Annotated in this window: 24 protein-coding genes; 9 read left to right on the forward strand and 15 right to left on the reverse strand. The window is 69.3% G+C overall.

What is annotated here, in order from left to right; all coding sequences use genetic code 11:
• Positions 1-80 precede the first annotated feature (80 nt).
• The 3 genes from ACRWK7_RS04255 to btsR all read left to right on the forward strand — a co-directional run bounded on the left by ACRWK7_RS04255 (position 81) and on the right by btsR (position 4,022).
• Positions 81-1,487 carry an L-serine ammonia-lyase gene (locus tag ACRWK7_RS04255; RefSeq protein WP_431854943.1) on the forward strand — a complete coding sequence of 469 codons (1,407 nt, stop codon included), beginning with the start codon at positions 81-83 and terminating at the stop codon, positions 1,485-1,487.
• Positions 1,488-1,611: 124 nt separating this feature from the next.
• On the forward strand, positions 1,612-3,306 hold the full coding sequence (locus tag ACRWK7_RS04260) for a LytS/YhcK type 5TM receptor domain-containing protein (RefSeq protein WP_431854944.1): 1,695 nt from the start codon (positions 1,612-1,614) through the stop codon (positions 3,304-3,306).
• Positions 3,303-4,022 (forward strand): two-component system response regulator BtsR, encoded by a 720-nt coding sequence (btsR, locus tag ACRWK7_RS04265; protein WP_431854945.1) that lies wholly within the window; start codon positions 3,303-3,305, stop codon positions 4,020-4,022. The genes ACRWK7_RS04260 and btsR overlap by 4 nt, the downstream gene beginning before the upstream one ends.
• A 68-nt stretch (positions 4,023-4,090) precedes the next feature.
• Here the strand turns inward: btsR and ACRWK7_RS04270 are convergent, their stop codons facing one another.
• Positions 4,091-4,480 (reverse strand): hypothetical protein, encoded by a 390-nt coding sequence (locus ACRWK7_RS04270; RefSeq protein ID WP_431854946.1) that lies wholly within the window; start codon positions 4,478-4,480, stop codon positions 4,091-4,093.
• Between the two features lie 236 nt (positions 4,481-4,716).
• Between ACRWK7_RS04270 and ACRWK7_RS04275 the strand changes: the two genes are divergently transcribed.
• Entirely contained in the window at positions 4,717-5,514 is a 798-nt protein-coding gene (locus ACRWK7_RS04275; protein WP_431854947.1) for a substrate-binding domain-containing protein, read from the forward strand.
• Positions 5,515-5,561: 47 nt separating this feature from the next.
• Here the strand turns inward: ACRWK7_RS04275 and ACRWK7_RS04280 are convergent, their stop codons facing one another.
• The 3 genes from ACRWK7_RS04280 to ACRWK7_RS04290 are packed head-to-tail and all read right to left on the reverse strand — an operon-like array spanning position 5,562 to position 10,295.
• Entirely contained in the window at positions 5,562-5,933 is a 372-nt protein-coding gene (locus ACRWK7_RS04280; RefSeq protein WP_431854948.1) for a rhodanese-like domain-containing protein, read from the reverse strand.
• Between the two features lie 10 nt (positions 5,934-5,943).
• Positions 5,944-9,225 carry an efflux RND transporter permease subunit gene (locus tag ACRWK7_RS04285; RefSeq protein ID WP_431854949.1) on the reverse strand — a complete coding sequence of 1,094 codons (3,282 nt, stop codon included), beginning with the start codon at positions 9,223-9,225 and terminating at the stop codon, positions 5,944-5,946.
• The gene (locus ACRWK7_RS04290; RefSeq protein WP_431854950.1) at positions 9,225-10,295 is read right to left on the reverse strand and encodes an efflux RND transporter periplasmic adaptor subunit; all 1,071 of its coding nucleotides are present in this window, start codon (positions 10,293-10,295) and stop codon (positions 9,225-9,227) included. The genes ACRWK7_RS04285 and ACRWK7_RS04290 overlap by 1 nt, the downstream gene beginning before the upstream one ends.
• A 72-nt stretch (positions 10,296-10,367) precedes the next feature.
• On the opposite strand from ACRWK7_RS04290, the gene ACRWK7_RS04295 reads away from it, so the two are divergent.
• From ACRWK7_RS04295 to ACRWK7_RS04305, 3 genes are all read left to right on the forward strand, one after another.
• Positions 10,368-10,712 (forward strand): ArsR/SmtB family transcription factor, encoded by a 345-nt coding sequence (locus tag ACRWK7_RS04295; protein ID WP_431854951.1) that lies wholly within the window; start codon positions 10,368-10,370, stop codon positions 10,710-10,712.
• A complete protein-coding gene (locus tag ACRWK7_RS04300; protein WP_431854952.1) occupies positions 10,709-10,912 on the forward strand; it encodes a YgaP family membrane protein in 204 nt (67 codons plus the stop codon). Before ACRWK7_RS04295 ends, ACRWK7_RS04300 begins: the two co-directional genes overlap by 4 nt.
• A gap of 207 nt (positions 10,913-11,119) precedes the next feature.
• Complete coding sequence (locus tag ACRWK7_RS04305) at positions 11,120-12,415, forward strand: NAD(P)/FAD-dependent oxidoreductase (RefSeq protein ID WP_431854953.1); 1,296 nt, start codon at positions 11,120-11,122, stop codon at positions 12,413-12,415.
• A 50-nt stretch (positions 12,416-12,465) separates the two neighbouring features.
• Here ACRWK7_RS04305 and ACRWK7_RS04310 read toward each other — a convergent pair whose 3' ends face one another.
• Positions 12,466-12,930: a hypothetical protein gene (locus ACRWK7_RS04310; RefSeq protein ID WP_431854954.1), complete on the reverse strand. Its 465-nt coding sequence runs from the start codon at positions 12,928-12,930 to the stop codon at positions 12,466-12,468.
• A gap of 228 nt (positions 12,931-13,158) precedes the next feature.
• On the opposite strand from ACRWK7_RS04310, the gene ACRWK7_RS04315 reads away from it, so the two are divergent.
• Entirely contained in the window at positions 13,159-14,661 is a 1,503-nt protein-coding gene (locus ACRWK7_RS04315; protein ID WP_431854955.1) for an aldehyde dehydrogenase family protein, read from the forward strand.
• A gap of 21 nt (positions 14,662-14,682) precedes the next feature.
• A complete protein-coding gene (locus ACRWK7_RS04320; RefSeq protein ID WP_431854956.1) occupies positions 14,683-15,474 on the forward strand; it encodes a crotonase/enoyl-CoA hydratase family protein in 792 nt (263 codons plus the stop codon).
• Between the two features lie 104 nt (positions 15,475-15,578).
• Here the strand turns inward: ACRWK7_RS04320 and ACRWK7_RS04325 are convergent, their stop codons facing one another.
• Genes ACRWK7_RS04325 through ACRWK7_RS04370 form a run of 10 tightly spaced genes read right to left on the reverse strand, consistent with a single transcriptional unit; the run spans position 15,579 to position 25,202 of the window.
• Positions 15,579-16,745 (reverse strand): porin, encoded by a 1,167-nt coding sequence (locus ACRWK7_RS04325; RefSeq protein WP_431854958.1) that lies wholly within the window; start codon positions 16,743-16,745, stop codon positions 15,579-15,581.
• An 8-nt stretch (positions 16,746-16,753) separates the two neighbouring features.
• A complete protein-coding gene (locus ACRWK7_RS04330; RefSeq protein WP_431854959.1) occupies positions 16,754-17,506 on the reverse strand; it encodes a hypothetical protein in 753 nt (250 codons plus the stop codon).
• Positions 17,503-17,919, reverse strand: a complete 417-nt coding sequence (locus ACRWK7_RS04335) for an SET domain-containing protein (RefSeq protein WP_431854960.1) — start codon at positions 17,917-17,919, stop codon at positions 17,503-17,505. Before ACRWK7_RS04335 ends, ACRWK7_RS04330 begins: the two co-directional genes overlap by 4 nt.
• A gap of 16 nt (positions 17,920-17,935) precedes the next feature.
• Positions 17,936-19,093: an SDR family oxidoreductase gene (locus tag ACRWK7_RS04340; RefSeq protein WP_431854961.1), complete on the reverse strand. Its 1,158-nt coding sequence runs from the start codon at positions 19,091-19,093 to the stop codon at positions 17,936-17,938.
• A gap of 56 nt (positions 19,094-19,149) precedes the next feature.
• Positions 19,150-20,778 carry an ATP-binding cassette domain-containing protein gene (locus tag ACRWK7_RS04345; protein WP_431854962.1) on the reverse strand — a complete coding sequence of 543 codons (1,629 nt, stop codon included), beginning with the start codon at positions 20,776-20,778 and terminating at the stop codon, positions 19,150-19,152.
• A 7-nt stretch (positions 20,779-20,785) separates the two neighbouring features.
• Entirely contained in the window at positions 20,786-22,054 is a 1,269-nt protein-coding gene (locus ACRWK7_RS04350) for a prohibitin family protein (protein ID WP_431854963.1), read from the reverse strand.
• A gap of 1 nt (position 22,055) precedes the next feature.
• Positions 22,056-23,753 carry an ATP-binding cassette domain-containing protein gene (locus tag ACRWK7_RS04355; protein WP_431854965.1) on the reverse strand — a complete coding sequence of 566 codons (1,698 nt, stop codon included), beginning with the start codon at positions 23,751-23,753 and terminating at the stop codon, positions 22,056-22,058.
• Entirely contained in the window at positions 23,738-24,490 is a 753-nt protein-coding gene (locus ACRWK7_RS04360; RefSeq protein ID WP_431854966.1) for a substrate-binding periplasmic protein, read from the reverse strand. The genes ACRWK7_RS04355 and ACRWK7_RS04360 overlap by 16 nt, the downstream gene beginning before the upstream one ends.
• Positions 24,487-24,666: a hypothetical protein gene (locus tag ACRWK7_RS04365; RefSeq protein ID WP_431854967.1), complete on the reverse strand. Its 180-nt coding sequence runs from the start codon at positions 24,664-24,666 to the stop codon at positions 24,487-24,489. The genes ACRWK7_RS04360 and ACRWK7_RS04365 overlap by 4 nt, the downstream gene beginning before the upstream one ends.
• 35 nt (positions 24,667-24,701) lie before the next feature.
• Complete coding sequence (locus ACRWK7_RS04370; RefSeq protein ID WP_431854968.1) at positions 24,702-25,202, reverse strand: YcjF family protein; 501 nt, start codon at positions 25,200-25,202, stop codon at positions 24,702-24,704.
• Between the last annotated feature and the right edge of the window lie 211 nt (positions 25,203-25,413).

Genomic DNA, 25,413 nt, shown 5'->3' on the forward strand with positions numbered 1-25,413 from the left:
TCCGCATCCCGTGCCGCCGCCTCCCGGCGCCGGCACGGGATTTCCTTTCCGAGAGCGCCCTACAGTCGAGGACCTCCGCCATGATCAGCATGTTCGACCTCTACAAGATCGGCATCGGCCCCTCCAGCTCGCACACCGTGGGCCCCATGAAGGCCGGCAAGCAGTTCGTGGACGAACTGCGCGACGCTACCCGGCTCGCGGACGCGACGCGCGTGCAGGTCGACGTCTACGGCTCGCTGGCGCTGACGGGCAAAGGCCACCACACCGACGTGGCGCTCATCCTCGGCCTTGCGGGCAACCTTCCGGACACCGTGGACATCGACGCCATCCCCGGCTTCGTCGCCCGGGTGCGGGCCAGCCAATGCCTGCCGCTGGGAGCCGAAGGGCACCCGGTCGATTTCCCGGCCACCGCCCTGGTCTTCCACCGCTCCAACCTGCCCAGGCACGAGAACGGCCTGACCATCGAGGCCTTCGCGGGCGAGCGGTCGCTGCTGCGCAAGACCTTCTACTCCATCGGCGGCGGCTTCATCGTCGATGACGAGCATTTCGGGCAGGCGCCGGACGATGCCGTCGAACTGCCCTATCCCTACGCCTCGGCGGCCGACCTGCTGCGGCATTGCCGCGCGTCCGGGCTGTCCTTCTCCGGCCTGATCCTGGAGAACGAGCTGCGCCTGCACGGACGGGACGAGATCCGCGACTATTTCGCCAAGATCTGGCAGACCATGCGCGCGTGCATGGAGCGCGGCATGAACACGGAGGGCGTGCTGCCCGGCCCGCTGCGGGTGCCGCGCCGCGCCGCCGCGCTGCGCCGCCAGCTGGCGTCCTCGGAGACGCTGTCCCGCGATCCGATGAACGTGGTCGACTGGGTCAACATGTACGCCTTCGCGGTGAACGAGGAGAACGCCTCCGGCGGGCGCGTGGTGACGGCGCCGACCAACGGGGCCTGCGGCATCGTGCCGGCGGTGCTCGCCTACTACCACAACTTCATCAAGCCGCTGGATGAGGAAGCCTGCACCCGCTTCTTCCTGGCCTCGGCGGCCATTGGTGCGCTGTACAAGAGGAACGCCTCCATCTCCGGCGCCGAGGTGGGCTGCCAGGGCGAAGTGGGCGTCGCCTGCTCGATGGCGGCCGGCGGGCTGGCCGACCTGCTCGGCGGCGGCCCGGAACAGGTCTGCATGGCCGCGGAGATCGCCATGGAGCACAACCTGGGCCTGACCTGCGATCCGGTCGGCGGCCAGGTGCAGATTCCCTGCATCGAGCGCAACGCCATGGGCGCCATGAAGGCGATCAACGCGACGCGCATGGCGATGCACCGGATCAGCCAGCCCCTGGTGTCGCTCGACAAGGTGATCGAGACGATGTTCGACACCGGCAAGGACATGGACCCGAAGTACCGCGAGACATCCTGCGGCGGCCTCGCCACCAGGATCCTGCCGGCCGCGCCGCCGGCGGCGTCGGACACCGACAGCATCCACTGGGCGGCGTGAGGTGCGAAGCCCCTTTCCCCCGCATGCGGCCGACGGAGAGGGGCTTCAGCGTCACCGCGGCCGCAATGTTGTTTAGGGAGCGGGGCGGGCGCATCCTGCGCCCGGATCACGCATAGGGCGTCGCATGAACATCGACCCGATCAGCATCTCAATCGTCCTCCTCCAGCAGATGTGCGTCTACCTGGTGGTGGCCTACCTGCTGAGCCGGACGCCGGTGTTCACCCCGCTGACGCACGTGACGATCCGCCTGCCGCACAGGGTGGCCTGCTATGTGATCTTCTCACTGTTCTGCGTCATGGGGACCATCCTCGGCATGCCGGTGGTCCACGCCATCGCCAACACCCCGGCCATCGGCGCGGTGCTCGGCGGTCTGCTGGGCGGGCCGCTGGTGGGGCTGGCGGTCGGCGTGACGGGTGGCCTGCACCGCTATTCGCTGGGCGGCTCGTTCGCGCTGGCGGCGGCGCTGGGGATCGTCGCGCAGGGCATGCTCGGCGGGGCGGCGCACCGGTATCTGATCCGCAAGGGGAGGATCAGGACCTTGATCGAGCCCGTGAAGGCCGGGATGCTGACCTTTTTCGGCGTCATCATAGAGCTGGGCATCGACCTGATCGTCGCGAAGCCGTTCTGGGACACGCTGCACACCGTAAGCCTGATCGCGGTGCCGGAGCTGATCGCCAATTCCGTCGGCGCCGCCATGTTCATGGTGATCCTGCTCGACCGGCGGGCCCTGATCGAGCGGCAGTCGAGCGTGTTTTCCGCCAAGGCGCTGAAGATCGCGGCGCGTGCCGACGGCGTTCTGCGCACGGGCTTCAACCAGGAAAACAGCATGCGCGTTGCCCGCATCCTTTACGAGGAGACCGGCGTCGGCGCGGTGGCGATCACCGACCGGGAGAGGATCCTGGCCTTCATCGGCATCGGCAGCGACCATCATCTGCCCGGCCGGCCGATCACCTCGGCGCAGACCATCCAGGCGATCGCCAACAACCAGGTGCTGTACGCCGACGGCAACGAAGAGAGCTACCAGTGCTCCATCGACCCGCACTGCCCGCTCGGGTCGTCGCTGGTGATCCCCCTCGCCGGCGAGGACAACAGCGTGATCGGCGCGATCAAGCTGTACGAGCCGAAGACCAGGCTGTTCTCCACCATCAACCGGACCATGGGCGAGGGCATCGCCAAGCTGCTGTCCAGCCAGATCCTCGCCGGCCGCTACGAACAGCAGAAGGCCCTGCTGGCGCAGTCGGAGATCAAGCTGCTGCACGCGCAGGTCAACCCGCACTTCCTGTTCAACGCGCTGAACACCATATCCGCGGTGACGTGCGACGACCCGGAAAAGGCCCGCGACCTGATCGGCCACCTCTCCACCTTCTTCCGCAAGAACCTCAAGCGGGCCAGCGAGCAGGCGACCCTCGCCGACGAGATCGAGCACGTCACCGCCTACCTGGAGATCGAACTCGCGCGCTTCTGCGACCAGCTGTCGGTGGAGATCGACGTCCCGGACGAACTGCGGTCGGTGTGCCTGCCGGCGTTCTCGCTCCAGCCCGTCGTCGAGAACGCCATCAAGCACGGAACCTCCCAGCTTCTCCGGCCGGGCCGGGTGCGGATATCGGCCCACCGCGACGGGCACGACCTCGTGCTCGACGTCGAGGACAACGCCGGCCTGTACGAACAGCGGCCGGCGGGGAACGGGCTGGGCATGGCTCTCGTCGACCGCCGCATCAAGAACCGCAACGGCAACGCCTACGGCGTCAGCGTGGCGCACAGCCGCGACGTGTTCACCAGGGTTACGATCCGCGTTCCTTTGGAGGTCATCCCGGCATGATCAGGGTGCTCGTCGTTGACGATGAACCGCTGGCGCGGAAAGAGCTGCGCCGCATTCTCGAGACCGCAGCCGACTTCCAGATCATCGGCGAGTGCACCAACGCCATCGAGGCGGTGGGTGCGATCAACCGCGACAAGCCGGATGTGGTGTTCCTCGACATCCAGATGCCGAGGATCAGCGGCATCGAGATGCTGAGTATGCTCGATCACGACACGATGCCGCGGATCGTCTTCCTGACGGCGTACGACGAGTACGCGGTCCAGGCGTTCGAGCAGCACGCGTTCGACTATCTGCTCAAGCCGATCAACCAGGCCCGCTTCGACAAGACCCTGCAGCGCCTGCGCCGGGAGCGGGCGCCGCAGAACGTCGGTGTCCTTGCCGGCGCGAACCAGCTGCGCCAGATCCCCTGCTTCGGACAGCACCACGTCCTTCTGCTGAAGATGGAGGAGGTGGAGTATGTGGCGTCGAAAACCGCGGGCGTGTCCGTCATCTCGGTCAACGGGGAGGAGTTCCCGACCGCGCTCCCCCTGCACATCCTTCAGGAGCGGACGCCTCTGCTGCGCTGTCACCGGCAGTATCTGGTGAACGTCGAGCGCATCAAGAAAATCCACTTCGTGGAGAACGGCCTGGCGGAGATCAACACCTATGGCGGCCACACGATTCCAATCAGCCGCCGGTTCCTGGCCCCCATCAAGGAACGCCTCGGCATCGTCTGATACCAGTGGTGCCTGGAACCGCCCGGGAGGACGGACGCATCCTCCCGGGGGACAGGCGCACGCGGTGTTTACTGTGGGTTTGTCCCGGGGCCGGGCGCCGCTGGCCCCCGCCCGGCGCCCGGTCCCATCGGCCCGGCGCCACCGGGACCGCCGGCCGGCCCGGGGCCCTTGCCCATGCCGCCGCGCGGCCGAGCCGGGGGCTCGTCGGGCAGGGTGACGCCGCGTTCCTGCGCGCGGGCCTGCATCTGGCTGTGATGCTCCTGGCGCACGCGCTCCCGCTCCTCCGCCGTTTTCGCCTGCCTCATCCGGTTCCGGTAGTCCGTGCGCTCCTGCTGTGTCATCAGCTGGCTGCCGTAGATCGGAGGGGCCTTGTCCTTCGCCGGCGCCTGGGCGAGGGCCCCCGAGAGAGCGGTGACCGACAAGGCGAGAACCATCATCGACGTCGTGAGAATGCGCATGGCTTTGTCTCCTTCCCGAAACGGTGTCGAACGAACCTCCCGCCAAGCATCCATGGGCGCCCGCACCGGGCATTAACCTCCATCAAGGCCATTCCGTCGGCCGTGTGGGCATCGTGTCCGCCGGCGTGACGGGCGGCACGGCAACGGCTCCGGCCACCGCCATCCCCATGACGGCTTCCCCGCACGCATCGTGCGTCCGGAATTGCTTTTAATCAGAATTGTCTAATGAAAAGTGTATGAACCCGGAGATGGACGCCATGTCCCGTCAGTCCCGCTTGAAAAGCCTGATCGTCGCCCTCCTGATGGCGGGCCTGACGGTGCCCGCGGTGGCGCAGGAGGCCGTGAACGTCTACGGACCCGGCGGGCCGCTGCCCGCGATGAAGGAAGCCGCGGCTGTTTTTGGAAAGGCGCACGGCGCTGCCGTCACCGTCACCGCCGGACCGACGCCACAATGGCTCGACAAGGCCAAGCAGGACGCCGACGTCATCTTCAGTGGCGCGGAGAACATGATGACCGACTTCATTCGCCTCATGGAGGGGCGCATCCTCGAGGACACCGTCGAGCCGCTCACCCTGCGGCCCTCGGTGATCCTCGTTCGGCCGGGCAATCCCAAGGGCATCACAGGAATCCGCGACCTGCTCAAGGCGGACATGAAGGTGCTGGTGGTGCAAGGGGCCGGGCAGACCGGCTTGTGGGAGGACATCGTCGGCCGGACCGGCGATATCGCCATGGTCCGCGCCTTCCGCAAGAACATCGTCGGCTATGCCGCAAACAGCGCGGAAGCGCAGGCGGTGTGGGACACCACGCCCGGCATCGATGCGTGGATCATCTGGAACATCTGGAGCGCCAAGGAACGCACGCGCACCGACGTGGTGGAGATCGAGCCGGACCTTCGCATCTACCGGGACACCGGCGTGGCGCTCACCAGGGAGGGGGCTCAGAAGGCATCCGCGCGGGAGTTCGTCGCCTTTCTGAAATCTCCGGAGGGACAGCGGATCTTCGAGACGTACGGCTGGATGGCGACGGCGCCCTGACCGGCCGGTCAGGGCTGAACGCCGCATCGGGGCACCCCCTTGGGCGCTTACCGTTCGACAGGACCGGACGCGGCCAGCCAGCCGTTCATGCCGCCGTTCAGGCGGTTGATCTCGCCGGTGTAGCCGCTCTCCGCCAGCCTGGCCGAGGCCGGGCCGCAGCGCCGCCCACTCTGACAATGGAAGACCAGATGCTTGCCGGGCTCGACCGGCACGCGGCGCGGATCGAACTGCGACAGCGGTACGAGGATGGCGCCGGGAATGTGGGCGGCGCGGTGCTCGTGCGGCTCGCGGACATCGACGATGGTCGCCGTGCCCTCCTTCAGCCAGCCCATGACGGTGGCCGGATCGACGGTCCTGACCTGGGTGTTCAGGGCGCTCTGCCCTCGTTTCAGGCCGAACAGGCTCAAGAGACTCTTCACGGTGGGGTCCTCACGTTTCGACGAGTTGGCCGGAATGCGCGGTTGAGGCCGGTGGGCGGTGGGGCTCCGCCGCCCCCGCGCGCTGTGCCGGCGGGACGGGGGCGTCGCCGCGCAGCACGAAGTAGATGGCCGGGATCACCAGGACGGTCAGCAGCGTGGAACTGAGCAGGCCGAACAGCAGCGAGATCGCCAGCCCCTGGAAGATCGGGTCGGTCAGGATGAAGGCGGCGCCGATCATCGCGGCGACGGCCGTCAGCAGGATCGGCTTGAAGCGGATGGCGCCGGCCTCCAGCACCGCGTCGCGCACGGCCAGCCCGCGGTCCCGCAGATGGCGGATGAAGTCCACCAGCAGGATGGAGTTGCGCACGATGATGCCGGCGAGCGCGATGAAGCCGATCATCGAGGTCGCCGTGAACGCCGCCCCGAACAGCCAGTGCCCGAGCACGATGCCGATCAGCGTCAGCGGCACCGGCACCAGGATCACCAGCGGCAGCTTGAAGCTGCCGAACTGGCCGACCACCAGCAGGTAGATGCCGAGGATCGCCACCGCGAAGGCTGCGCCCATGTCGCGGAAGGTGACGTAGGTGATCTCCCACTCGCCCTCCCACAGCAGCGTGGGTTTGCTCTGGTCGTCCGGCTGGCCGTGCAACAGGATCGTCGGCGCCTCGGCCAAGCCAGCGGCCTTCCAGTCGATCCGGTCCAGCCGGTCCTGAACCGCCAGCATGCCGTAGACGGGAGCCTCGAACCGCCCGGCGAGGTCGGCCATGACCATCTCGGCGAAGCGGCCGTTGCGGCGGAACAGCGGGTAGGAGGCCGGCTCCCGCGTCATGGTGACGAGGTCGCCCAGTTCCACCGTGCCGCGGGCGCCGGGCACCGGTGTGGCGAGGATGCGCTCGGACAGGAACAGGCCGGACTTCGGCAGCCGGACCGCGATCTCGATGGGGTTGCGCCCGGCGCCGCGGTGCGAGTAGCCGACCGGCACGCCGCCGACCAGCGCCTGCAGCGTGTCGTAGACCGCCTGCTCCTCCACGCCGTGGAACTCCAGGCTCTCGTGGTCGAGCGCGAAGCGCAGCCGCTCGCCGGGCGGGCGGACGGTGTCGTCCACATCGACGATGAAGTCCACCTGGCGGAAGGCGTCCTGGACGATGCGGGTCGCTGTGCGCCGCGTCTCGGCGTCGGGGCCATAGACCTCGACCAGCAGGGTGGAGAGCACCGGCGGGCCGGGCGGCACCTCGACCACCTTGATCGCGGTGCCGTCGGGGACCGGCAGGGTCTTCAGCCGCGCGCGGATGTCGAGCGCGATGTCGTGGCTGCTCCGGCTCCGTTCGCCCTTGGGGGCGAGGTTCACCTGGAGGTCGCCCTGCTCCGGCTGATCGCGCAGGTAATAGTGCCGGACGAGCCCGTTGAAGTTGAAGGGTGAGGCAGTGCCGCTGTAGGCCTGGATGCTTTCCAGTTCCGGCAGATCGGCGATGGTCCGCGCGGCGGCCAGCAGGAGGCGCTCGGTGTCTTCCGGCGCCGCGCCGCGCGGCAGGTCGACGACGACCTGCAGTTCCGACTTGTTGTCGAAGGGCAGCAGCTTGACCGCCACGTCCTTGGTGTAGAACAGCGTGGTGGAGGCCAGCGTCGCCACGCCGACCACCGCAAGGAAGATCCAGGCCCGCCGCTTGCTGCGGATGATCGGGCGCGCCACCGACAGGTACAGCCGTCCCAGGACGCCGCCCCCTTCGTGGGCGCCAGGCCCGTGGCCGGCCGGCGCCTCGCCGGGGCGCAGCTTCACCATCAGCCAGGGCGTCAGCACCATGGCGACGAAGAAGCTGAACAGCATGGCGGCGGAGGCGTTGGCCGGGATCGGGCTCATGTACGGGCCCATCAGGCCGGACACGAACATCATCGGCAGCAGCGCCGCGATCACCGTCAGCGTCGCCACGATGGTCGGGTTGCCGACCTCGGCCACCGCCTCGATGGCCGCCTGGACCTTGCTGCGGCCGTCGCGCATCGACCAGTGGCGGTCGATGTTCTCGACCACCACGATGGCGTCGTCCACCAGGATGCCGATCGAGAAGATCAACGCGAACAGGCTGACTCGGTTGATGGTGTAGCCCATCAACCAGGACGCGAACATGGTCAGCAGGATCGTCGTCGGGATGACGATCAGGGTCACGATGCCCTCGCGCCAGCCGATGGCCAGCACGATCAGCGCGACGATGGTCGCGGTGGCGAGCGCCAGGTGGAACAGCAGCTCGTTGACCTTTTCGTTCGCCGTCTCGCCGTAGTTGCGGGTGACGGTCAGCGTCAGGTCCTTGGGCAGGGCCCCCCCCTGGATGGCGTGCACGCGCTCGAGCACGCGTTCGGCGATGGTGACGGCGTTGGCCCCGGCGCGCTTGGCGATGGCGACGGTGACCGCGGGCGTGCGGACCAGCCCCCCCTTGCCGTCCGGCATCAGGTTCCAGGCCGTGCTCTCGTCCGGCCGGGACCCCATCACGATGTCGGCCACGTCCTTGACGTAGACCGGACGGCCGTCGCGGGTGGTCACCAGCAGCAGGCCGATGTCCGCCGTACCCTGGAGCGTCTGGCCCGCCACCACCGGCAGGCTGCCGCCCTGCGCCCGCACCTGCCCCACGATGAAGGAGCGGTTGGCGTTCTTCACCTTGTCCACGAGCTGGTTCAGCGTCACCCCGAAGAGCGCCAGCCGCTCCGGGTCGGGCTCCACGCGGATCTGGTCGGGGCGCCCGCCGACGATGAAGCTGCGCCCGACGTCCTCCACCTGAACCAGATGCGCCAGAAGCTCGTCCGCCACGCCGTAGAGCGCGGTGTCGGTCCAGCGCCCGGCGGTCTCCGGCTTCGGGGCCAGCGTGAGCGTCAGGATCGGCACGTCGTTGATGCCGCGCCCGACGATCAGCGGCTCCGGGATGCCCAGCGGGATGCGGTTCATGTTGGCGCGCACCTTCTCATGCACGCGCAGGATCGCCTCGTCGGACGAGGTGCCGACCAGGAAGCGGGCGGTGACGACCACGCGGTCGTCCATGGTCTGCGAATAGGTGTGCTCGACCCCGTCGATGCCCTTGACGATCTCTTCCAGCGGCTTGGTGACGAGTTCGACGGCGTCGTCGGCCTTCAGCCCGTCGGCGCGGACCAGGATGTCCACCATGGGCACGCTGATCTGCGGCTCCTCCTCGCGCGGCAGGGAGACCAGGGCGACCGTGCCGACCACCAGCGAGGCCAGCAGCAGCAACGGGGTGAGGGGGGAGCGGATGAAGGTCCGCGTCAGCACCCCGGACAGGCCGAGCGTCATCACGCGCCCTCCGGCCGGACGATCACGTCGCCGGGCTTCAGGCCCGACAGCACCTCGATCCCGCCGGGCTGGTCGCCGACCTTGGGGATGGGGCCGCCGACCTGCACCGGCGCTTCCGTCCCATCGGCCAGCCGCACGAAGTCGGTGCCGAAGCGGCGGACGACGAAGTCGGGGGGAATAACAATGGTATCGCGCGTGCCGGTGGCGACGTAGACGCGCACACGCTCGCCGACGAAGAAGTCGCCGAGCCCGGTGACGGTGGCGTCGGCGACCACCTGGCCGCCGGCCATCTCCGGGTAGACCTGCCGGACGGTGCCGCGCTTCAGGTCCAGCGCTTTCGCTTCCTGGGCCGCCTCTCCGCCCGGTGGCGTGACCGGGGCAAGCCCGCGGTCGCCGACCAGCACCGGGTCGCCCTCGTGCATGAAGCGGGCGTGCCGCTCGGGCAGGTGCAGGCGGAGCACGTAGGTCTCGGTGGCGATGCTCGCCACCGGCTCGCCGGGCATCACCACCGCGCCGTCGATCACCTTGACCTGGAGGATGCGGCCGTTGGCGGGAGCGAACACCTCGCCCTCGCGCAGCTGCTGGTCCACCACCGCGCGTTCCGCCCTCATGGCGGCGATCTGGGCCCGTGCGACGTCCACCGCCGCCTGCGCGTCGTCGAGGCGCTGCTGCGTGCCGGTGCCGCTGGCCCGCAGCTGGCGCGCGCGGTCCAGCTCGAGTTCGGCCTGGTGCTGCTGCGCCTGCTGAGCCTGGATGCGGGCGTCCAGCGCCGCAAGCTGCAGCGGCAGTTTGGGATCCCGCACGACGGCGACGACCTGGCCCGTGGCGACCTTGTCCCCCTCCTTGACCTTCAGGTCGGCGATGGTGCCGCCGATGCGGGCGCGCGCGAGCGTCTCATGAACGCTTTCCACGGTGGCGAAGACGGCCTTGAGGTCCTCGACCGGGCGGGGCTGGACGGTAAGCCGGTCGGCCTGCGCGTTCGCCCGACCGGCCTCCTGTGCGCCGGACAGCGACGTGGTGGCGAGCAGGAGCGTCGCGGCCAGTGCGAGGCGGGCGGTAGGACGGAGCATGGCGGCCACCTTGGACGAGGGTAAGCAGATCGTGTCTTGACGGACAATTTAGAACATTCTAATTTAGTGTCAATGAATGAATTGGAGGGCCGCCATATCCGTTCGGCGGCACGCCTGCTGAAGGCGCTGGCCAACGAACGGCGTCTTGCCATCCTCTGCCATCTGGGGCGCGGGGAGATGCGCGTCGGCGTCCTTGCGGACGCGGTCGGCCTCAGCCAATCGGCCCTGTCGCAGCACTTGGCCAAGCTGCGCGCCGACGGCCTCGTTCGCACGCGCCGTGAGGGCCAGACGATCGTCTACGCGCTGGCCAGCGCGGACGTGTCTGCGGTGATCGGCGTGTTGGCAGAGCTGTACTGCGGCACGCCGCCGGGGTCTTCGTCATCGAACCAACCAACCCATCGGGAGACGACGCCATGAGCATCGACCGCATCGTGATGGCCTTCGCCGGGACCATGATTCTGCTGAGTCTGGTCCTGTCCCAGTTGCACAGCGTGCAGTGGCTGTGGCTGGCCGCCTTCGTCGGCGCCAACATGCTGCAGGCGGCCTTCACCGGCTTCTGCCCCCTGGCCATGATCTTGAAGCGGTTGGGGGCTCGGCCGGGCGTCGCCTTCGACTGAGGACGCGACAACGGTCGCCACCTCCTTTGCGCTATTTATTAGTTTTATCTAATGTAATAGGATGCCGGTTGACGCGGGGGCAGTGCCTCCGCGCCGGAGCGGCCGGGACGCGACAGTCCCCTCGCGCATCACCCGTTGACGTTGGGGCCGCCGGGTGGCCGAGGCTGGTGACCGACAACAAGGCCCTGCCGAGGAGAGGAAACCACCATGGCGCACATCGTCGTCCTTGGGGCGGGCATCGGCGGTATCCCGATGGCCTACGAGATGAAGGATCTGGCGCGGCCGGAGGATCGCATCACCGTCGTGTCGAACACCGATCGTTTCCATTTCGTGCCGTCCAACCCCTGGGTGGCCGTGGGGTGGCGCACGCGCGACGACATCACGGTCCCGCTTGCCGAACCCTTCGCCCGCAAGGGCATTGCCTTCAAGACGGTCGGGTGTCGCCGTGTCCGGCCGGAGGAGAACGCGCTGGACCTGGACGACGGCTCACGCCTCGAATACGACCAGTTGGTGATCGCCACCGGACCCGACCTGGCCTTCGATGAGATCGAGGGGTTCGGCCCACAGGCCAACACCATCTCCATCTGCCACGTCGATCACGCCGTGGAGGCGGCCAAGCGCTGGGAGGCGTTCTGCCGCAACCCCGGTCCGCTGGTGATCGGCGCCGTGCAGGGTGCCTCCTGCTTCGGCCCGGCGTACGAGTTCGCGATGATCGCCGATGCCGACCTGCGTCGCCGCCAGCTCCGGCACAGGGTGCCCATCACCTTCGTCACACCGGAGCCCTACATCGGGCATCTCGGGCTTGGCGGGGTGGGCGACACCAAGGGGCTGCTCGAATCGGCGTTGCGTGAACGGCACATCAAGTGGATCGTGAACGCCCGCGCCGACCGCTTCACGCCGGACGCCGTGCACGTCACCGAATTCGGCGAGGACGGCCAGGAGAAGGCCACGCACGTTCTCGCGAGCCGCCTCACCATGATGCTGCCGGCCTTCCGTGGCATCAAGGCGCTGCAGGGGGTGGAAGGGCTGGTCAACCCGCGCGGCTTCGTGCTGACCGACAAGCACCAGCGCAACCCGACGTACCGCAACGTCTTCGGCATCGGCGTGTGCATCGCCATCCCGCCGGTTGAGAAGACTCCCGTGCCGGTCGGTGTGCCGAAGACCGGTTACATGATCGAGACCATGGTCACGGCGACCGCCCACAACATCCGCGCCCTGCTCGACGGGAAGGAGGCGACCGAGGAACCGACCTGGAACGCGCTGTGCCTAGCCGACTTCGGCGACACCGGCGTGGCGTTCGTCGCCATGCCGCAGATCCCGCCGCGCAACGTCAACTGGTCGTCGCACGGCCGCTGGGTCCACCTCGCCAAGGTGGGTTTCGAGCGCTATTTCCTGCGCAAGGTCCGCAAGGGCGTCAGCGAGCCGGGGTACGAGCGCTATGCGCTCAAGCTGCTCGGCCTCAAGCGCGTCCAGAACCGGACCCCGGCAACCACCGACGTGTGACGGCGCGCGACGCGGCAATCGGGGCAGGCTGGTGGTTGCCGGGGTTTCGATCAGGCGCCGGCTGCCTCGACGGCACGGTGGGCGCGGCGTGCCGGCGCCTCGTCCGGCGCGGTGCGCTCCAGCCCTGTGAAGTCGCCGCGCAGGGCCTTGAGCGCGTACCGCTCACGGTCGATCTCGGCGGTGGTGCGGACGCCCAGTCGGCGGAAGACCGGAACCGGAGGGCACCAGCCCTGAAGCGCGTGCTGGAGCAGGAACCCGGTCACGACCGCAGGCAGGATCAGAAAGCGGCGGTCCACGAAGGCCCCCAACAGCGTGCCGCTCAGCGCGAGCGTCGCCGCGTTCGCCTCCAGCGTGCGCTCGATGTCCCACTCGTAATCGAGCTCGTCGAGGCGCCGGTCGATCTCCTCCGGATGCTCGGCGTGATGACGGATGCTCGCCTCGATCTCGACGGCGAAGCGCTGGTTGATGTCTGCGGACGTGGCGTTCTCCACGCGCGACGCGGTGGCGGGCAGCATGATTGACTCCTGTCGATGTTGCCGGCGAGCGCCACCGTTCCAGGGTGGCGCCGCCCCGCCTGCAACATTAGGAGGGGCTGATGCGTTCCCGGCCGCTCCCGGGCTCCACCACTCCCAGGCAACCGTCGCCGTGGCGGTCGCCCCACTTTTCCTCAACCGAGGATGATGTTTAGTCGTTTGCCGCATATTCCTGTGTGATCCACAGTGCAACTCAGAAATTGAGGAGGAATGACTGTGGGTCTTGTTGAAAAGGACAGTGAATGGCAGCGGACAAAAGCGGAATTGTTGCTGGACGGCCGGGCCTTCATTGACGGCGAATACCGTGCGGCGCGAAGCGGTGGGGTATTTCCCTGCGTGAACCCGGCGACCGACCAGGTGATCGCGCAGATTGCCGATTGCGACGCCGAGGATGTCGACGCCGCCGTGGCCGCGGCGCGGCGGTCGTTCGAGGACGGCCGCTGGCGCACGCTGCCGCTGCGCGATCGCAAACGCATCCTGCGGACGCTGGCCGACCTGATGCTCGCCGAACGCCGCGAACTGGCCGTTCTGGAGAGCATCGACATGGGCAAGCCGGTGCGCGACGCCCACGCTATCGACGTTCCGTCCGCGGCCGACTGCGTCGCGTGGTACGCCGAGGCCATCGACAAGATCCACGACGAGGCGGTGCCGGTCGACGCCCCGGCGACGGTGCTCGTCCGGCGCGAGCCGCTCGGCGTGGTGGCGGCCGTGGTGCCCTGGAACTTCCCGCTGCTGATGGCCTGCTGGAAGATCGCTCCGGCGCTGGCCGCCGGCAATTCCGTGGTGCTCAAGCCGTCGGAGCGGGCTCCGCTGAGCGCCATCCGGCTGGCCGCGCTCGCCGCCAAGGCCGGCCTGCCGCCCGGCGTGCTGAACGTGGTGCCGGGCCGCGGCGAGACGGCTGGACGGGCGCTCGGCCAGCACATGGACGTGGACTGCGTTGCCTTCACCGGCTCGACCGTCGTCGGCAAGCGCTTCCTGGCCTACTCCGCGGCATCGAACCTGAAGGCGGTGTGGCCGGAATGCGGCGGCAAGTCGGCCCAGATCGTGTTCCCCGACTGCGACCCGGATCAGGCCGTGCGCGGCATCGCCGGCGGCATCTTCTACAACCAGGGGCAGGTGTGCAACGCCGGCTCCCGGCTGCTGGTGCACGCGGACATCCGGGAGGAACTGCTGCGGCGGCTGGTCGCCCACGCCGAGCGCCTCCAGCCCGGCGACCCGCTCGACCCCGGCACGCGCTACGGCGCGGTGGTGGACGCCGCCCACGGCGACGGCATCCTGGCGGCGGTGGAGGAGGCCATGGGCGAAGGGGCCGAGTTGATCGCCGGCGGCGTGCGCGTGCGGCTGAACGGCGCCGGCAACTTCGTAGCGCCGACCATCTTGGACGGCGTCACGCCGGGCATGGGGATCTGGCGCGAGGAGGTATTCGGCCCCGTCCTGGCGGTGGCTTCCTTCCAGGACGAGGCGGAGGCGGTGCGGCTTGCCAACGGCAGCGTCTACGCCATGGCCGCCGGCGTGTGGACGGCGGACCCGGCCCGCGCGAACCGGCTGGCGGCGGCGCTGCGCGCCGGCACGGTGTGGATCAACACCTACGACCGGCACGCCATGACGACGCCGTTCGGCGGCTTCCGCCAGTCCGGCTTCGGCCGCGACCGGTCGCTGCACGCGCTCGACAAGTACACGGGACTGAAGACGGTCTGGACCCAGACCGTCTGACGACAAAGGAGGGATCACCCCATGAACGACATCGTGCTTCTGAGCGTCGAGGGCGCTATCGCCACGCTGACGCTGAACCGGCCGCACAAGCTGAACGCCATCGACTTCGCCACCATTGCCCGCCTGCACGAGCGCCTCGACGCCATCGAAGCGGACGGGTCGGTGCGCGCCGTCATCCTCACCGGGGCGGGGGAACGCGCCTTCTCCGCCGGCGCGGACATCGTCGAGTTCTCCGGCCCGGTCTTCGCCGGCCCCGAGACGGCGCTGCGGGAGTTCGTACGGCGCGGCCAGCGGCTGACCAGCCGCCTGGAGAGCTTTTCCAAGCCGATCATCGCTGCGGTGAACGGCATCGCCTTCGGCGGCGGCTGCGAGGTGACGGAGGCGGTGCCGCTCGCCGTCGCCAGCGATCGCGCGCAGTTCGCCAAGTCGGAGATCAAGCTGGGCTTCCCGCCGCCCTATGGCGGCACGCAGCGGCTGCCCCGCCTGATCGGCCGCAAGCGGGCGCTGGCCATGCTGCTGACCGGCGACCCGATCAGGGCGCACGACGCGCAGGCGGCCGGCCTCGTCAACCTGGTCGTTCCGCACGAGGATCTGATGGACGCGGCGCACGCCCTGGCGGCACGCATCGTCGACAAATCGCCGCTGGCGGTCGCCGCCTGCCTGGCGGCCACCACGCGCGGCCTGAACCTGTCCATCGACGAGGGGCTGGCGGTGGAGGCCGGCCAGTTCGCCCGCATGGCCGCCACACAGGACATCCGCGAGGGCATCACCGCCTTCATCGAGAAGCGCCCGGCCGCCTTTGCCGGCCGCTGACCGGCGCGCCGCCGGGAAGGGAGCCGGCCACGCCCACAGAGCGAATGCCGGTTCAGCGTGAACCGGCATTCGCTCCCGGACCCTGGGTCCGTCCGCGATCTGCCCTAAAACGCCAGTCGCGTGTCCAGCATCAGGATGTGCGAGCGGTCGTTCAGGTTGGCGCCGCCGGCCGTCAGCGGACCGGAGGACAGGGTGGAGCGGACATAGTCGTACTCCAGCCCGGTGGTCATGCCGGGAGCGACCGTCCAGGTGATGCCGCCCTGCCAGATGTCGGCCTTGGACGGCGTCGACATCGTCGCCGAGTCGTTGCCCTGCGCGCGCACGTAGTTGGCGGCGAGGAGGAATGGCCCCATCGTGTACTGCGCCCCGAAGATGAGCGTGGTCTGCGTGCGCTTCTCCGTGGCGTCGGTGGCGTAGCCGCTCTTGCCGCTGTTGGCGAAGCTGGCGCCGATCTTGACGTCGCCGTAGCTCAGGTTGGCGCCGACGTGGAACGACCGCAGGTCCTCGAAGGACTGCATCAGGACGCCGTCGGCCTGCCGGTTGGCGCGGCCGGTCTGGTAGAAGGCGCTGGCGCTCAGCCCGACCTCTCCGAACGTGTCCTGGTACACCGCGCCGGCCTCGACGACGTCGTGGAAGGTGGGCGCGACGCCGAGCGGGTCGGTCTTGCGGCGGTTGACCGAGTTGTTGGAATCGTTGGTGCGCGGCGTGTAGGACACCGCCCCCTGGAGGCCGCCGAAGGACGGGGTAATGTAGATCAGCTTGGTGCCGACGTCGTAGGCCAGCAGCGTGCGCAGGCTGGTCGCGGTCAGCGGCAGCGCGCCGAGCGTGGACGACCCGTTCAGGAACAGCAGCCCGTTGCTGTCCGGGCTGCCGGCGACGCCCTCCACGTTGGGGCCAATGATGCCGTACTCGTCGGACAGCCCGTTGATGGTGCCGGCCTGCACCGTGCCGAAGGCGCCGTTCGCAAAGAGGAAGGCCCGGTCGTTGAACATGTTGCGGCTCGAGATGGACGGGTCGCCGGTGTCGGTGACCATGCGCAGGCGGGCGCCGTACTCCAGCCCGTTGTCCGCCTTGGCGGTCGGCGTCATCGTCACGCGCAGGCGGTTGGCGAACTCGGTCGAGCGCAGCCCGGCGTCCTGGCGCTGCTTGACGTGGGCGCCCTGGAAATAGGCGTCGCCGCCGAAGATGAGGTCGACGTTGGACTCGGCGGCGGCCGGCGTGGCGCAGGCGGCGACGGCCGCCGCGATGCGGAGGGTGGAGGCAAGACGCATGAAGAGGCTCATCCAGAAACAGGGGTGGAGACGGGGGAGGGGGGAAACCAGCGGCGGGCGAAATCGGTCAGGTTGTCGTCTGACAGCCGGGCCTGGCAGAGGACTTCCACGCTGTCGGCCCAGCGCGGGTTGACGGCGCGGAACAAGGAGACGCCGGGGCTGTCCAGCTTGGCCTCGCTGATGGCGCGGGCCGCCTCGGTCAGGCCGTAACCCTGCCAGTTCCAGTCCACCAGCCCGCTTTCCGTGTCGTAGTATTGCTCGAAGCAGGTCCGGCCGACCCAGTCCCGCACCGCCCGGTCGAAGGGATCGAGGGCCTGTTCGGGATTGGGCGCGTGGCGGCGGAACAGCGACGGCATGTAGCGGTAGGAGCGGTAGCCGACCGCGCTGTAGTGCCAGTACCACGGGCGCCCGCCGTCCTCGCCGCGGGCGTGGTCGAGCATGAACGCCACCATGGCGCGGACCAGCGCGTTCGATCCCCAGTGGCGGCGGTCCAGGATGCAGTGCAGGGTGTGGAAGAGGCCGACCGCCCGGCCGTCCACCACCGGCTCCCGCTGGTACAGGGTGGCGAAGCCGACCAGTTGGCCGGTGTCGGGCTCCTCCTGCAGGACGCAGTGGTCGACGCCGTCCAGCTCCTCGTTGAAGTAGTCCTCGCCGTAGCCCTCGAACCAGACGCCGAGCAGGTCGAACATCACCGCCCGCCGCGCTGGCGACAGCGCGGCGCCGCCGCCGACGATGCTGGTCCGCAGCGGGATCCGGCTCATCCGGCCGTCTCCGCGAGGTACTGCGCGGCGCCGGCGTCGCGGACGTCCCCGCAGATGTCCTCGTAGTTGCAGGTCAGCTCCTCCCCGGCGGCAATGTCCCGCAGGGCGCGGAACACCCGCCAGTCGTCCGACTCCGCCCGTCCCATCACCGGCTCGTCGGCGTGGTTGACGAAGCGGCTGTCGTCGCCCAGCAGCAGGACGCTGCCGGCCTCGTCGATGACGCAGCCGTGCGATTCCGCCATCCGGGCGACGCCCGGATAATCGGTCAGGACCGTGTCTCCGGGGGCGATGATGCGGTCGATGCGCGGGTCGAACCGCCACATCGGCGTGCCCGCGGCGACGGGCTCCTCGGCGAAGAGTCCCAGCCCGTGGATCGGGCTGGGGGCGAGGCGGGTGGGAATCAGCATGGGCATGGCGGGGAGTCCGGGCTCAGGCGGCGGCGGTGGCGGGGGTCAGCGCCTCGTCGAACTCGAAGGCGGCGGCGTCGTCCACGAACTGCTCGGCGATGGTCGCGCGCTGGCTGTCCAGGCAGACCTTCAGGTAGTTCTTGAAGGCCGGCGGCGGGGCGAAGCCCTCGGCCAGCAGGCGCGCGTTGTCGAAGGCAATGTCCTGGTTGACGAAGCGGTGGTACTTGCGGGCTCCCACCGCCATGGTCCGGTTCAGCACGTCGCGCTTCGGGAACTTGGCCTTGAACGCAGCGTCGAACGGGCGCCAGCCCTCCGGCCCCTTCGGGTCGAAGCAGGTGTAGGGGCGCGTGCCGCCGTCGTGACCCTCGGCGGCGAAGGCGGCCGCGAAGTCGTCCCAGGTGGTGCGCGAGCCGAGGCCGGCCGAGACGTGGTAGAGCGCGTGCTTCAGGTCCGGCTTGCGCAGCAGGTCGTGCAGGCGGGCCGACACCCAGTCGACGGGCACGATGTCGATGAATCCGTCCTTCTCGGCCGGCAGCACCCCGGTGTGGTCGAGCAGCCGGAAGAACCAGAAGATGCTGGCGCTGGGGCGGACGCCCAGCGTGGTGTGGCCGACCACGATGGAGGGGCGGGCGACGACCAGCGGCAGCTCGGGGAAGGCGGCCTTGAGCGCGTGCTCGGCCGCCGCCTTGCTGCGGGTGTACTCGGCGATGTGGGGGGCGTCGGGGCCCGGGGGCGTGGCCTCGTGCACCATCTCCAGGTGCGGGGCCTCGCCGCAGCAGAAGGCGGTGCCGATGTGCAGGAAGCGCTGCAGCTTCGGCATGCGCCGCGCGCGGGCGGCCAGCGCCAGCGTGCCGTCCACGTTGATCTGCCAGACCGAATCCCGGCTGTCGAAGGAGGTGTCGGCGGCGATGTGGGCGATGTGCGTCACCGCGTCCAACCGCGGGTCGGTGCTGGTCGCCAGCGACTGCAGATCGCCCGGCAGTATGCCGCACAGCTTGGCGGCGGCCTCCGCCGAGGCGCGGTCCATGGCGCGGGAGAGGTTCTTGGCGAGGCGGGCGCGGCAGGCGTCCTCGTCGGCGCCCCGGATCAGAAGCAGGCAGTCCGCTGCGGTCCCGTTCCGGACGGCGTCCAGATAGAAGGAACCGCCGAGGAAGCCGGTTCCGCCAGTGAGAAGGAGCATGGTGAGCCTCTGGGTGTCTGGGGTGGGAAAAATGGCGGGAAGGGGGAGCCCGGCCGTCAGGCGACGGCCGCGGGATCGGGAAGGCGCAGCACGCTGCCCCGCTCGACCTGGAGCTGGACGTCGGCCGCGTCGAAATAGGCGTCGTCGTGCGTCACCGCGATCACGGTGATCCCGCGCGCCTTCATCCAGGGCAGGATCTCCCGGTAGAACTTGCGGCGGAAATAGGGGGACTGGTCGGCCGCCCACTCGTCGAGCACGAGCACCGGCTTGCGCTCCAGCAGGGCGGCCATCAGGGCAAGGCGCTTCCGTTGGCCCTGCGACAGGTCCACCGTGGTGAAGGCCCGTCCGTCGAGGCCGACCTTGTCGCCGATTTCCAGCAGGTCGAGCAGCTCCTCGGCGAAACCGTCCTCCAGGTCGCCGACCCCGTGCAGCTGGCGCGTGACGTGGCTGTCGGAGAACACGACGGAGAACAGGTCGCGGTAGGACGCCATGGCCTCCGGCGGCACCGGCACGCCGTCCACCGCCAGGGCGCCGCGCTGCGCCGGGTAGAGGCCGAGCAGCATGTGGATCAGCGTGCTCTTGCCCGAGCCGTTGTGGCCGGTGACGAAGACCACGGTGCCGCGCTCGACCGCCAGGGTGACCGGCCCGACCGTGAAGGACCCGGCGGCGCCCCGCCCGGCGTGGCGGAAGGTGAGGTCCTCCAGCGCCAGGGTCCGGAAGCCGGAGAAGTCGGCCGCCACCGCCGGGGACCGGCGCGGGTCGGCCAGCCGCTCCTCGATGGCGAGGTAGGAGCGCGCGGCGGTCTCCGCTCCGAGGTAGGAGGGGTAGGAGGTGACGATGGTGATGACCGGGTAGGCGATGAACGCGGCGGCGTGCGCCGCCAGCACCACCGTCGCGATGTCCGTCGCCGCCAGCGCCGGCAGCAGGAAGACGATGCCGGCCAGCGCGAAGTAGTAGGTCAGCTCGTTGGCCATGAAGTAGCGGCTGTACTGCACGGCGAAGCTGTGCCGGTCCTGCCGCAGCCCCTCGGTGCCGGCGGCGATGTCGGCCAGCGCGTCGTCGCGGCGGCGCCGGTTCAGCTTGCACTCGCGCAGCGTCTTCAGGATGTGGTCCGAGCGCTCGGTCAGGTCGGTCTCGATGCCGTGGATCTCCTCCGCCAGCGCCTCCAGGCGCATGGCGCAGCGGGCGACCACGACGCCGCCGAGCATCAGCACGCCCAGCACGATCATCACCGCCAACCCCGACAGCGAGGCGAGGTAGAGCAGGCACAGCAGGATCGCCGCCACCGACTGGAAGCTGATGACCAGCGTCGGCACCGCTTGCGACAGCAGCTGCAGCTCCGCCCCCGCCGCCGCCGCGATGCGCGCCGGGCCGACCGCCATCACATCCGGCAGCTCGGCCGCGAGCGCACGGCGCAGCAGCCCCATGCGCAGCGCGCCGAGCGCCGCCTGGATCCGCTTGGACGCCACGCTCATCAGCCAGTTCTGCACGAACCGCCACAGGAAGGCGGACAGCAGGAAGACCAGCAGCAGCCGTTCCAGCGTCGGCCCATCCTGCAGGCTGAGCAGCGCGCCGTTGATCGACGTCAGCAGGGTGAGGTTGACCGCCGCGGTCAGGAACGCCAGCAGCAGGAGTGGCTTGAGACGGCGGAGCGCGTCGCGTCTGAGGAGGCGCCAGAGATCCATGCCCGCCTCACTTCGGCTTCACGGCGTCGAGCAGACGGGACGGCGACAGCTTCGACAGGATGGGCGCCGCCGCTGCCTTGCCCGCCTCGCCGCCCTTGGCCGGAGCCTCGGCCGTGGCAGGCGCCGCCGGCGCGGCACCCGGGGCCGGTGCCGCATCCGCCGCTCCGGCGGTCGGGCCGGGCGCATGCGGAGGCGCCGGCGGAGCCGGTGTCGCACCGACGAGCGAGGGCAGCTGCGAGGCCGGCGCACTCGGCACCCCCGCGGAGACGGCGCCCGCGGACGGCGCGCCCGGCACCGCGCCGGCCCCGTTCTTGTCCGCCGCCGTGTCCAGGATCAGCGGCAGGCCGCCGCTGCCGGCGTTGCCGATCACCACAATCTTGCTGTTGGGCGAATGGGCCAGTTCCAGCGTCGCCTCGATGCCGCGCCAGCGCAGGTAGTTCTCGGTCAGGTTGGCCTGCACGGTCTCCTGGAAGGCGCGGATGCCCTGGCCTTCGATCTGCTTGCGCTGGCTCTCGAACAGCTCGCGCTGCAGGCGGAACTGGTATTCCTGCGCCGCCTGGTCCTGTTGGATCTTGCGCTCGATCGAGGTCATGATCGCCTCGGGCAGCGACACGTTGCGGATCAGGATGTCCTGGATCAGCAGGTAGCCGGTCTTGGTCTGGGCGTCCGGCTTTGGGCCGGTCTCGGCGCCGATCAGCTGGGCGTACATGACGCGGTCGGCGAGCTGCTCGTACGCCTCGGTCTGAACGCGCAGGCGGCGGTGGGCGTACAGCTCGTCGGCCTTGGAGCGCGACACGATCTCGCGCGACACCGAGCCCACCTCCGGCACCAGCAGCACCTCCAGGTAGTTGGTGCCGACGTGCTTGTGCAGTTCCGCCAGCCGCTCCGCGTTTGGGCGGTAGCGCACCGTGATCTCGATGTTGACGTTCAGGCCGTCGTTGGCGATCGCGGCGTAGGAGCGCGTGTCCTCCTGCAGGCGCAGGTCGTAGACCTCGATCCGGTCCCACGGGAAGACGACGTGGACGCCCTCGGGCAGGGCCGGCCCCATCTGCGTGCCCTGGTGGAAGCGCTTCCACAGCACGCCGCCGGGGCCGGCGGGGATGAAGATGACGATGGCCGGGGCGAAGTACAGGAAGATCAGCATGCCGACCAGCGCGGCGACCAGCATCGTCCGGCGGTGCTCCTCGTACCAGAACGCGAACAGCGCCCGCAGACGGGACCGCCGCGTCGCCGGCTCCTGCGTGTCGTCGATCGCGGAAAAGGCCTGGTCAGCCATGTCACTCGGTCTCCTGCAAACACAGCGTCGCGTCGGCACGGACGGCGCCGCTCATCTGCCCGTTGCTCATGCGGATGGTGAGGTCGCAGACCGGCGCGATGTCGCCGTCGTGCGAGACGAAGATCACGGTGCGGCCCAGGGACTGGAGCTTGCCGATGATCTCGTCGGTGAAGCGGGTGCGGAACTCGCTGTCCTGGTCGGACGTCCACTCGTCGAGGATGAGGACCGGCCGCCCCTCGGCGACCGCCACGGCCAGCGCCAGACGCCGCCGCTGTCCCTTGGACAGGTCTCGGTTCAGCGTGCCGTCGTCGGTCGCCGGCACCAGGTGGTCGATCTTCAGGTAGGCCAGCATCTCGCGGAACAGGGCTTCGTCGAAGCCCGCCCCGCGCGGCAGCCGCGTGAAGATGTGGTGGTCCTGGAAGACCGCGCAGAACAGGTCGCGGTAGGCTTCCAGCCGGTCGCCCTCCACCGGCTGCCCGTCGAGCAGCACCTGCCCGTCGTCCGGCAGGAACAGCAGCGGGATGACCCGCAGCAGCGTCGACTTGCCCGATCCGTTCGCGCCGACGATGCCGACCACGCTGCCCGCCGCGATGGTCAGGTCGATGGGGCCGATCATGAAGGGCATGGGGCGCATCCCGGCGGGATAGCCGAAGGCGACGCCGCGCAGCTCGATGCTGCTGAACCGGCGCGGCGCGCGGGCGAGGCGCGACGGCTCGTACTCCGCCTCGGGCATGGCGGCCAGCAGGGCGGTCAGCCGCGCCGCCGCGTCCTCCGCCGCCACGTAGTCCGGCACGGCGTTGAGGAACTTCGACAGCGGGCGCGCCAGGAACAGGATGACCGAGGTCACCGTCGGCAGCTCCGCCACCGACATGGCACCGACGCGCGGGAAGATGAACACGAACACCGCCGAGAAGCCGATGATGATCGCGGCGATCCACGAGAACAGCTCGCCCAGGCTGCGGCCGTGGCGGCGCTTCAGTTCCTCCCAGGCGGCGATGTCGCTCTCGATGGCGGCGTTCAGCGCGTCGCGGCGCGTCTTGCCCAGCTTGATCTCGGCGTTGCCCGCCAGGATCTCGCCGAAGCCGTGCAGCACCCGGACCTCGGCGTCCTTGGCGTCGCCCAGGATGCCGCGGGTGCGTTGCGCCTCGCGCACGTACCACGCCCCGACCAGCACGGCGGCGGCCAGCAGCAGCGTGGCGCCCAGCGTGGACAGCGTCCACAGGTAGAGGTAGGCGACCATCGCCACCAGCATCATGTTGGCGGCGATGGACAGGTTGGGCAGCAGCGTCGCGATCCGCTCCAGGTGGTAGTGGGCGTGGTCGAACGACTGCGCCGCCTCCATGGACAGGATGCGCGCGTGCCCGCCCAGCGTGGCGTGGCGCAGCAGGCGCCGCCGCAGGTCGGCGAGCGCGCTGAACGCGGTGGTCAGCAGCAGCGACACGAAGCGCTTGGACGCGACGTAGCCGACCAGCAGCGAGGCGCAGAAGACCAGGAACGGGGTGTCCAGCACCTCGCCGCGCAGCCAGCCCGACAGCTCGGCGCTGAGGCTGATCAGGCTGACGAGGTTGGCGGTGGCGGACACGCAGCCGGTCACCACCAGCCGGGTCAGCGTCGGACGGTCGGCCAGCCCGGTCAGCGTGAGCAGCACCGAGAAGGGCCGGTCGGGCGGGGGGGCGGCCCGCGTCATTGCGTCAGCCATGAATCGACGATGCGGGCGATGGTGCCGTCGTCGCGCAGCTTGACGAAGGCGGCCTGGAGCTGTTCGGCCTTGGCCTTGCGCGCCTTGGGGAGCGCGATGTAGCGGGGCACGAGACCGACCGGCTTCGGCAGCACGCGCACGTCCTTCAGCCGCCCGTCCTGCTTCGCCACGTGGTTCAGCACGTGCAGGTCGCCGACGACGACGTCCACCCGCCCCAGCATCAGGCGTCGGAAATTGACCACGTTGCTGCTGGACGGGACCTTCTCGAGGAAGGTCGCGGCGTCGAAGTCCGGCGCGTAGGAGAAGCCGTCCACCACGCCGATGCGGTGGGGCGCCAGATCCTCCAGCCGCTCGTAGGTGATGTCGGAATCCTTGCGCACCATGAACACCGTGGTGCCGGTGCGGAAGGGACCGATCATGTTGTACTGCTCGAACCGCGCCGGCGACGCGATGAACTGGAAGGCGACGTCGGCGGTGTTCTCGTCCATCGACTGCACCACCTCGCGCCAGGACAGCGGCCGGTGGACCGGCGTGACGCCCAGCTCCTTCAGCAGGGCCTCGACGATCTCCGTGTCGACGCCCGTGCGCTTGCCCTTGAGCGAGAAGTTGTAGGGCGGGAAATGGTCTTCCGACGCGATGGTCCAGTAGTCGGCGCCCGCCGCCGGCAGCGCGGGTGCGGCAAGGGCTCCGGCCAGCAGGCCGAGGGCCGTGCGGCGCCGAATGCGCGTCCGCGTCATGCTTCGGCCGCCTTCGCCGGTTTCTTGCGGCGGCCGGTGACCAAAATCAGGACCAGGAGGGCGCCGGGCGGGGTCAGCACCACCGCCAGGAACGCGTAGAGCAGAAAACCGCCGCGCCGGCCGGTCGCGAGAAACCCGACCAGCAGGCAGAGGCCGATGTAGATCAGCTCGAACACGATGATGCTTTCCTTTCGCCCGGCGCGCCTGGAGGTCAGCCCGCCTTCTTGACGGCCGGCTCTTCCATCTGCGGGGCGTCCACGGACGTCTCGGGGTTCTCGGCCTTGGCCTGCTCGAACTCGCGGCGGAAGTGCTCGCGCATCGCCTCGGTGTCGAAGTCCAGCAGGGTGCCGCCGGTCTCGAAGTGCTGGATGAACACGCGGCCGAGCGCCTGGGTCGCCGCCAGCGACAGGGCCGGCATCACCGCCATGCCCAGGGCGGTGCCAAGGAACGGAACGGCTTTCACCGCGGAACCCAGGACGCTGCCGCTGAGCGCGCCGGGCATCACGCCGCCGAGCAGGGCGACGACGATGGCGCGGGTGCGCTCCTGCGCGAACTCGACGCCGTACAGCTTGGCCAGCTTATGGATCATGTTGAGCTGGGCGGCGCTGACCGCGGCGACGTCGGCGCCCGGAACCGGGATGAGGCCCAGCGCGCCGGAAGCGTAGCTGTGATACTTGACCAGGGCGAGGGCGCGCTTGTTGCGATCTTCCATGAACCAAACCTTTCAGGGAGCGGGTGTGAGTTGCACGTTTGACGGGTTGTGTTGAGCGTCTGCGCGCGGGATCGGAGCGCCCCGCACGCGTCGAGAGCCGGAATTTCGTGCCAGATGGAGTCTTTTTATTTCTTTCCAACAACATGATGCACAGGTTGAGGCGCGCTATGGCCTGTGCACATCACTCAACAACACAGTACTACTTATTTTT

The sequence above is a fragment of the Azospirillum sp. genome, from assembly GCF_050789165.1.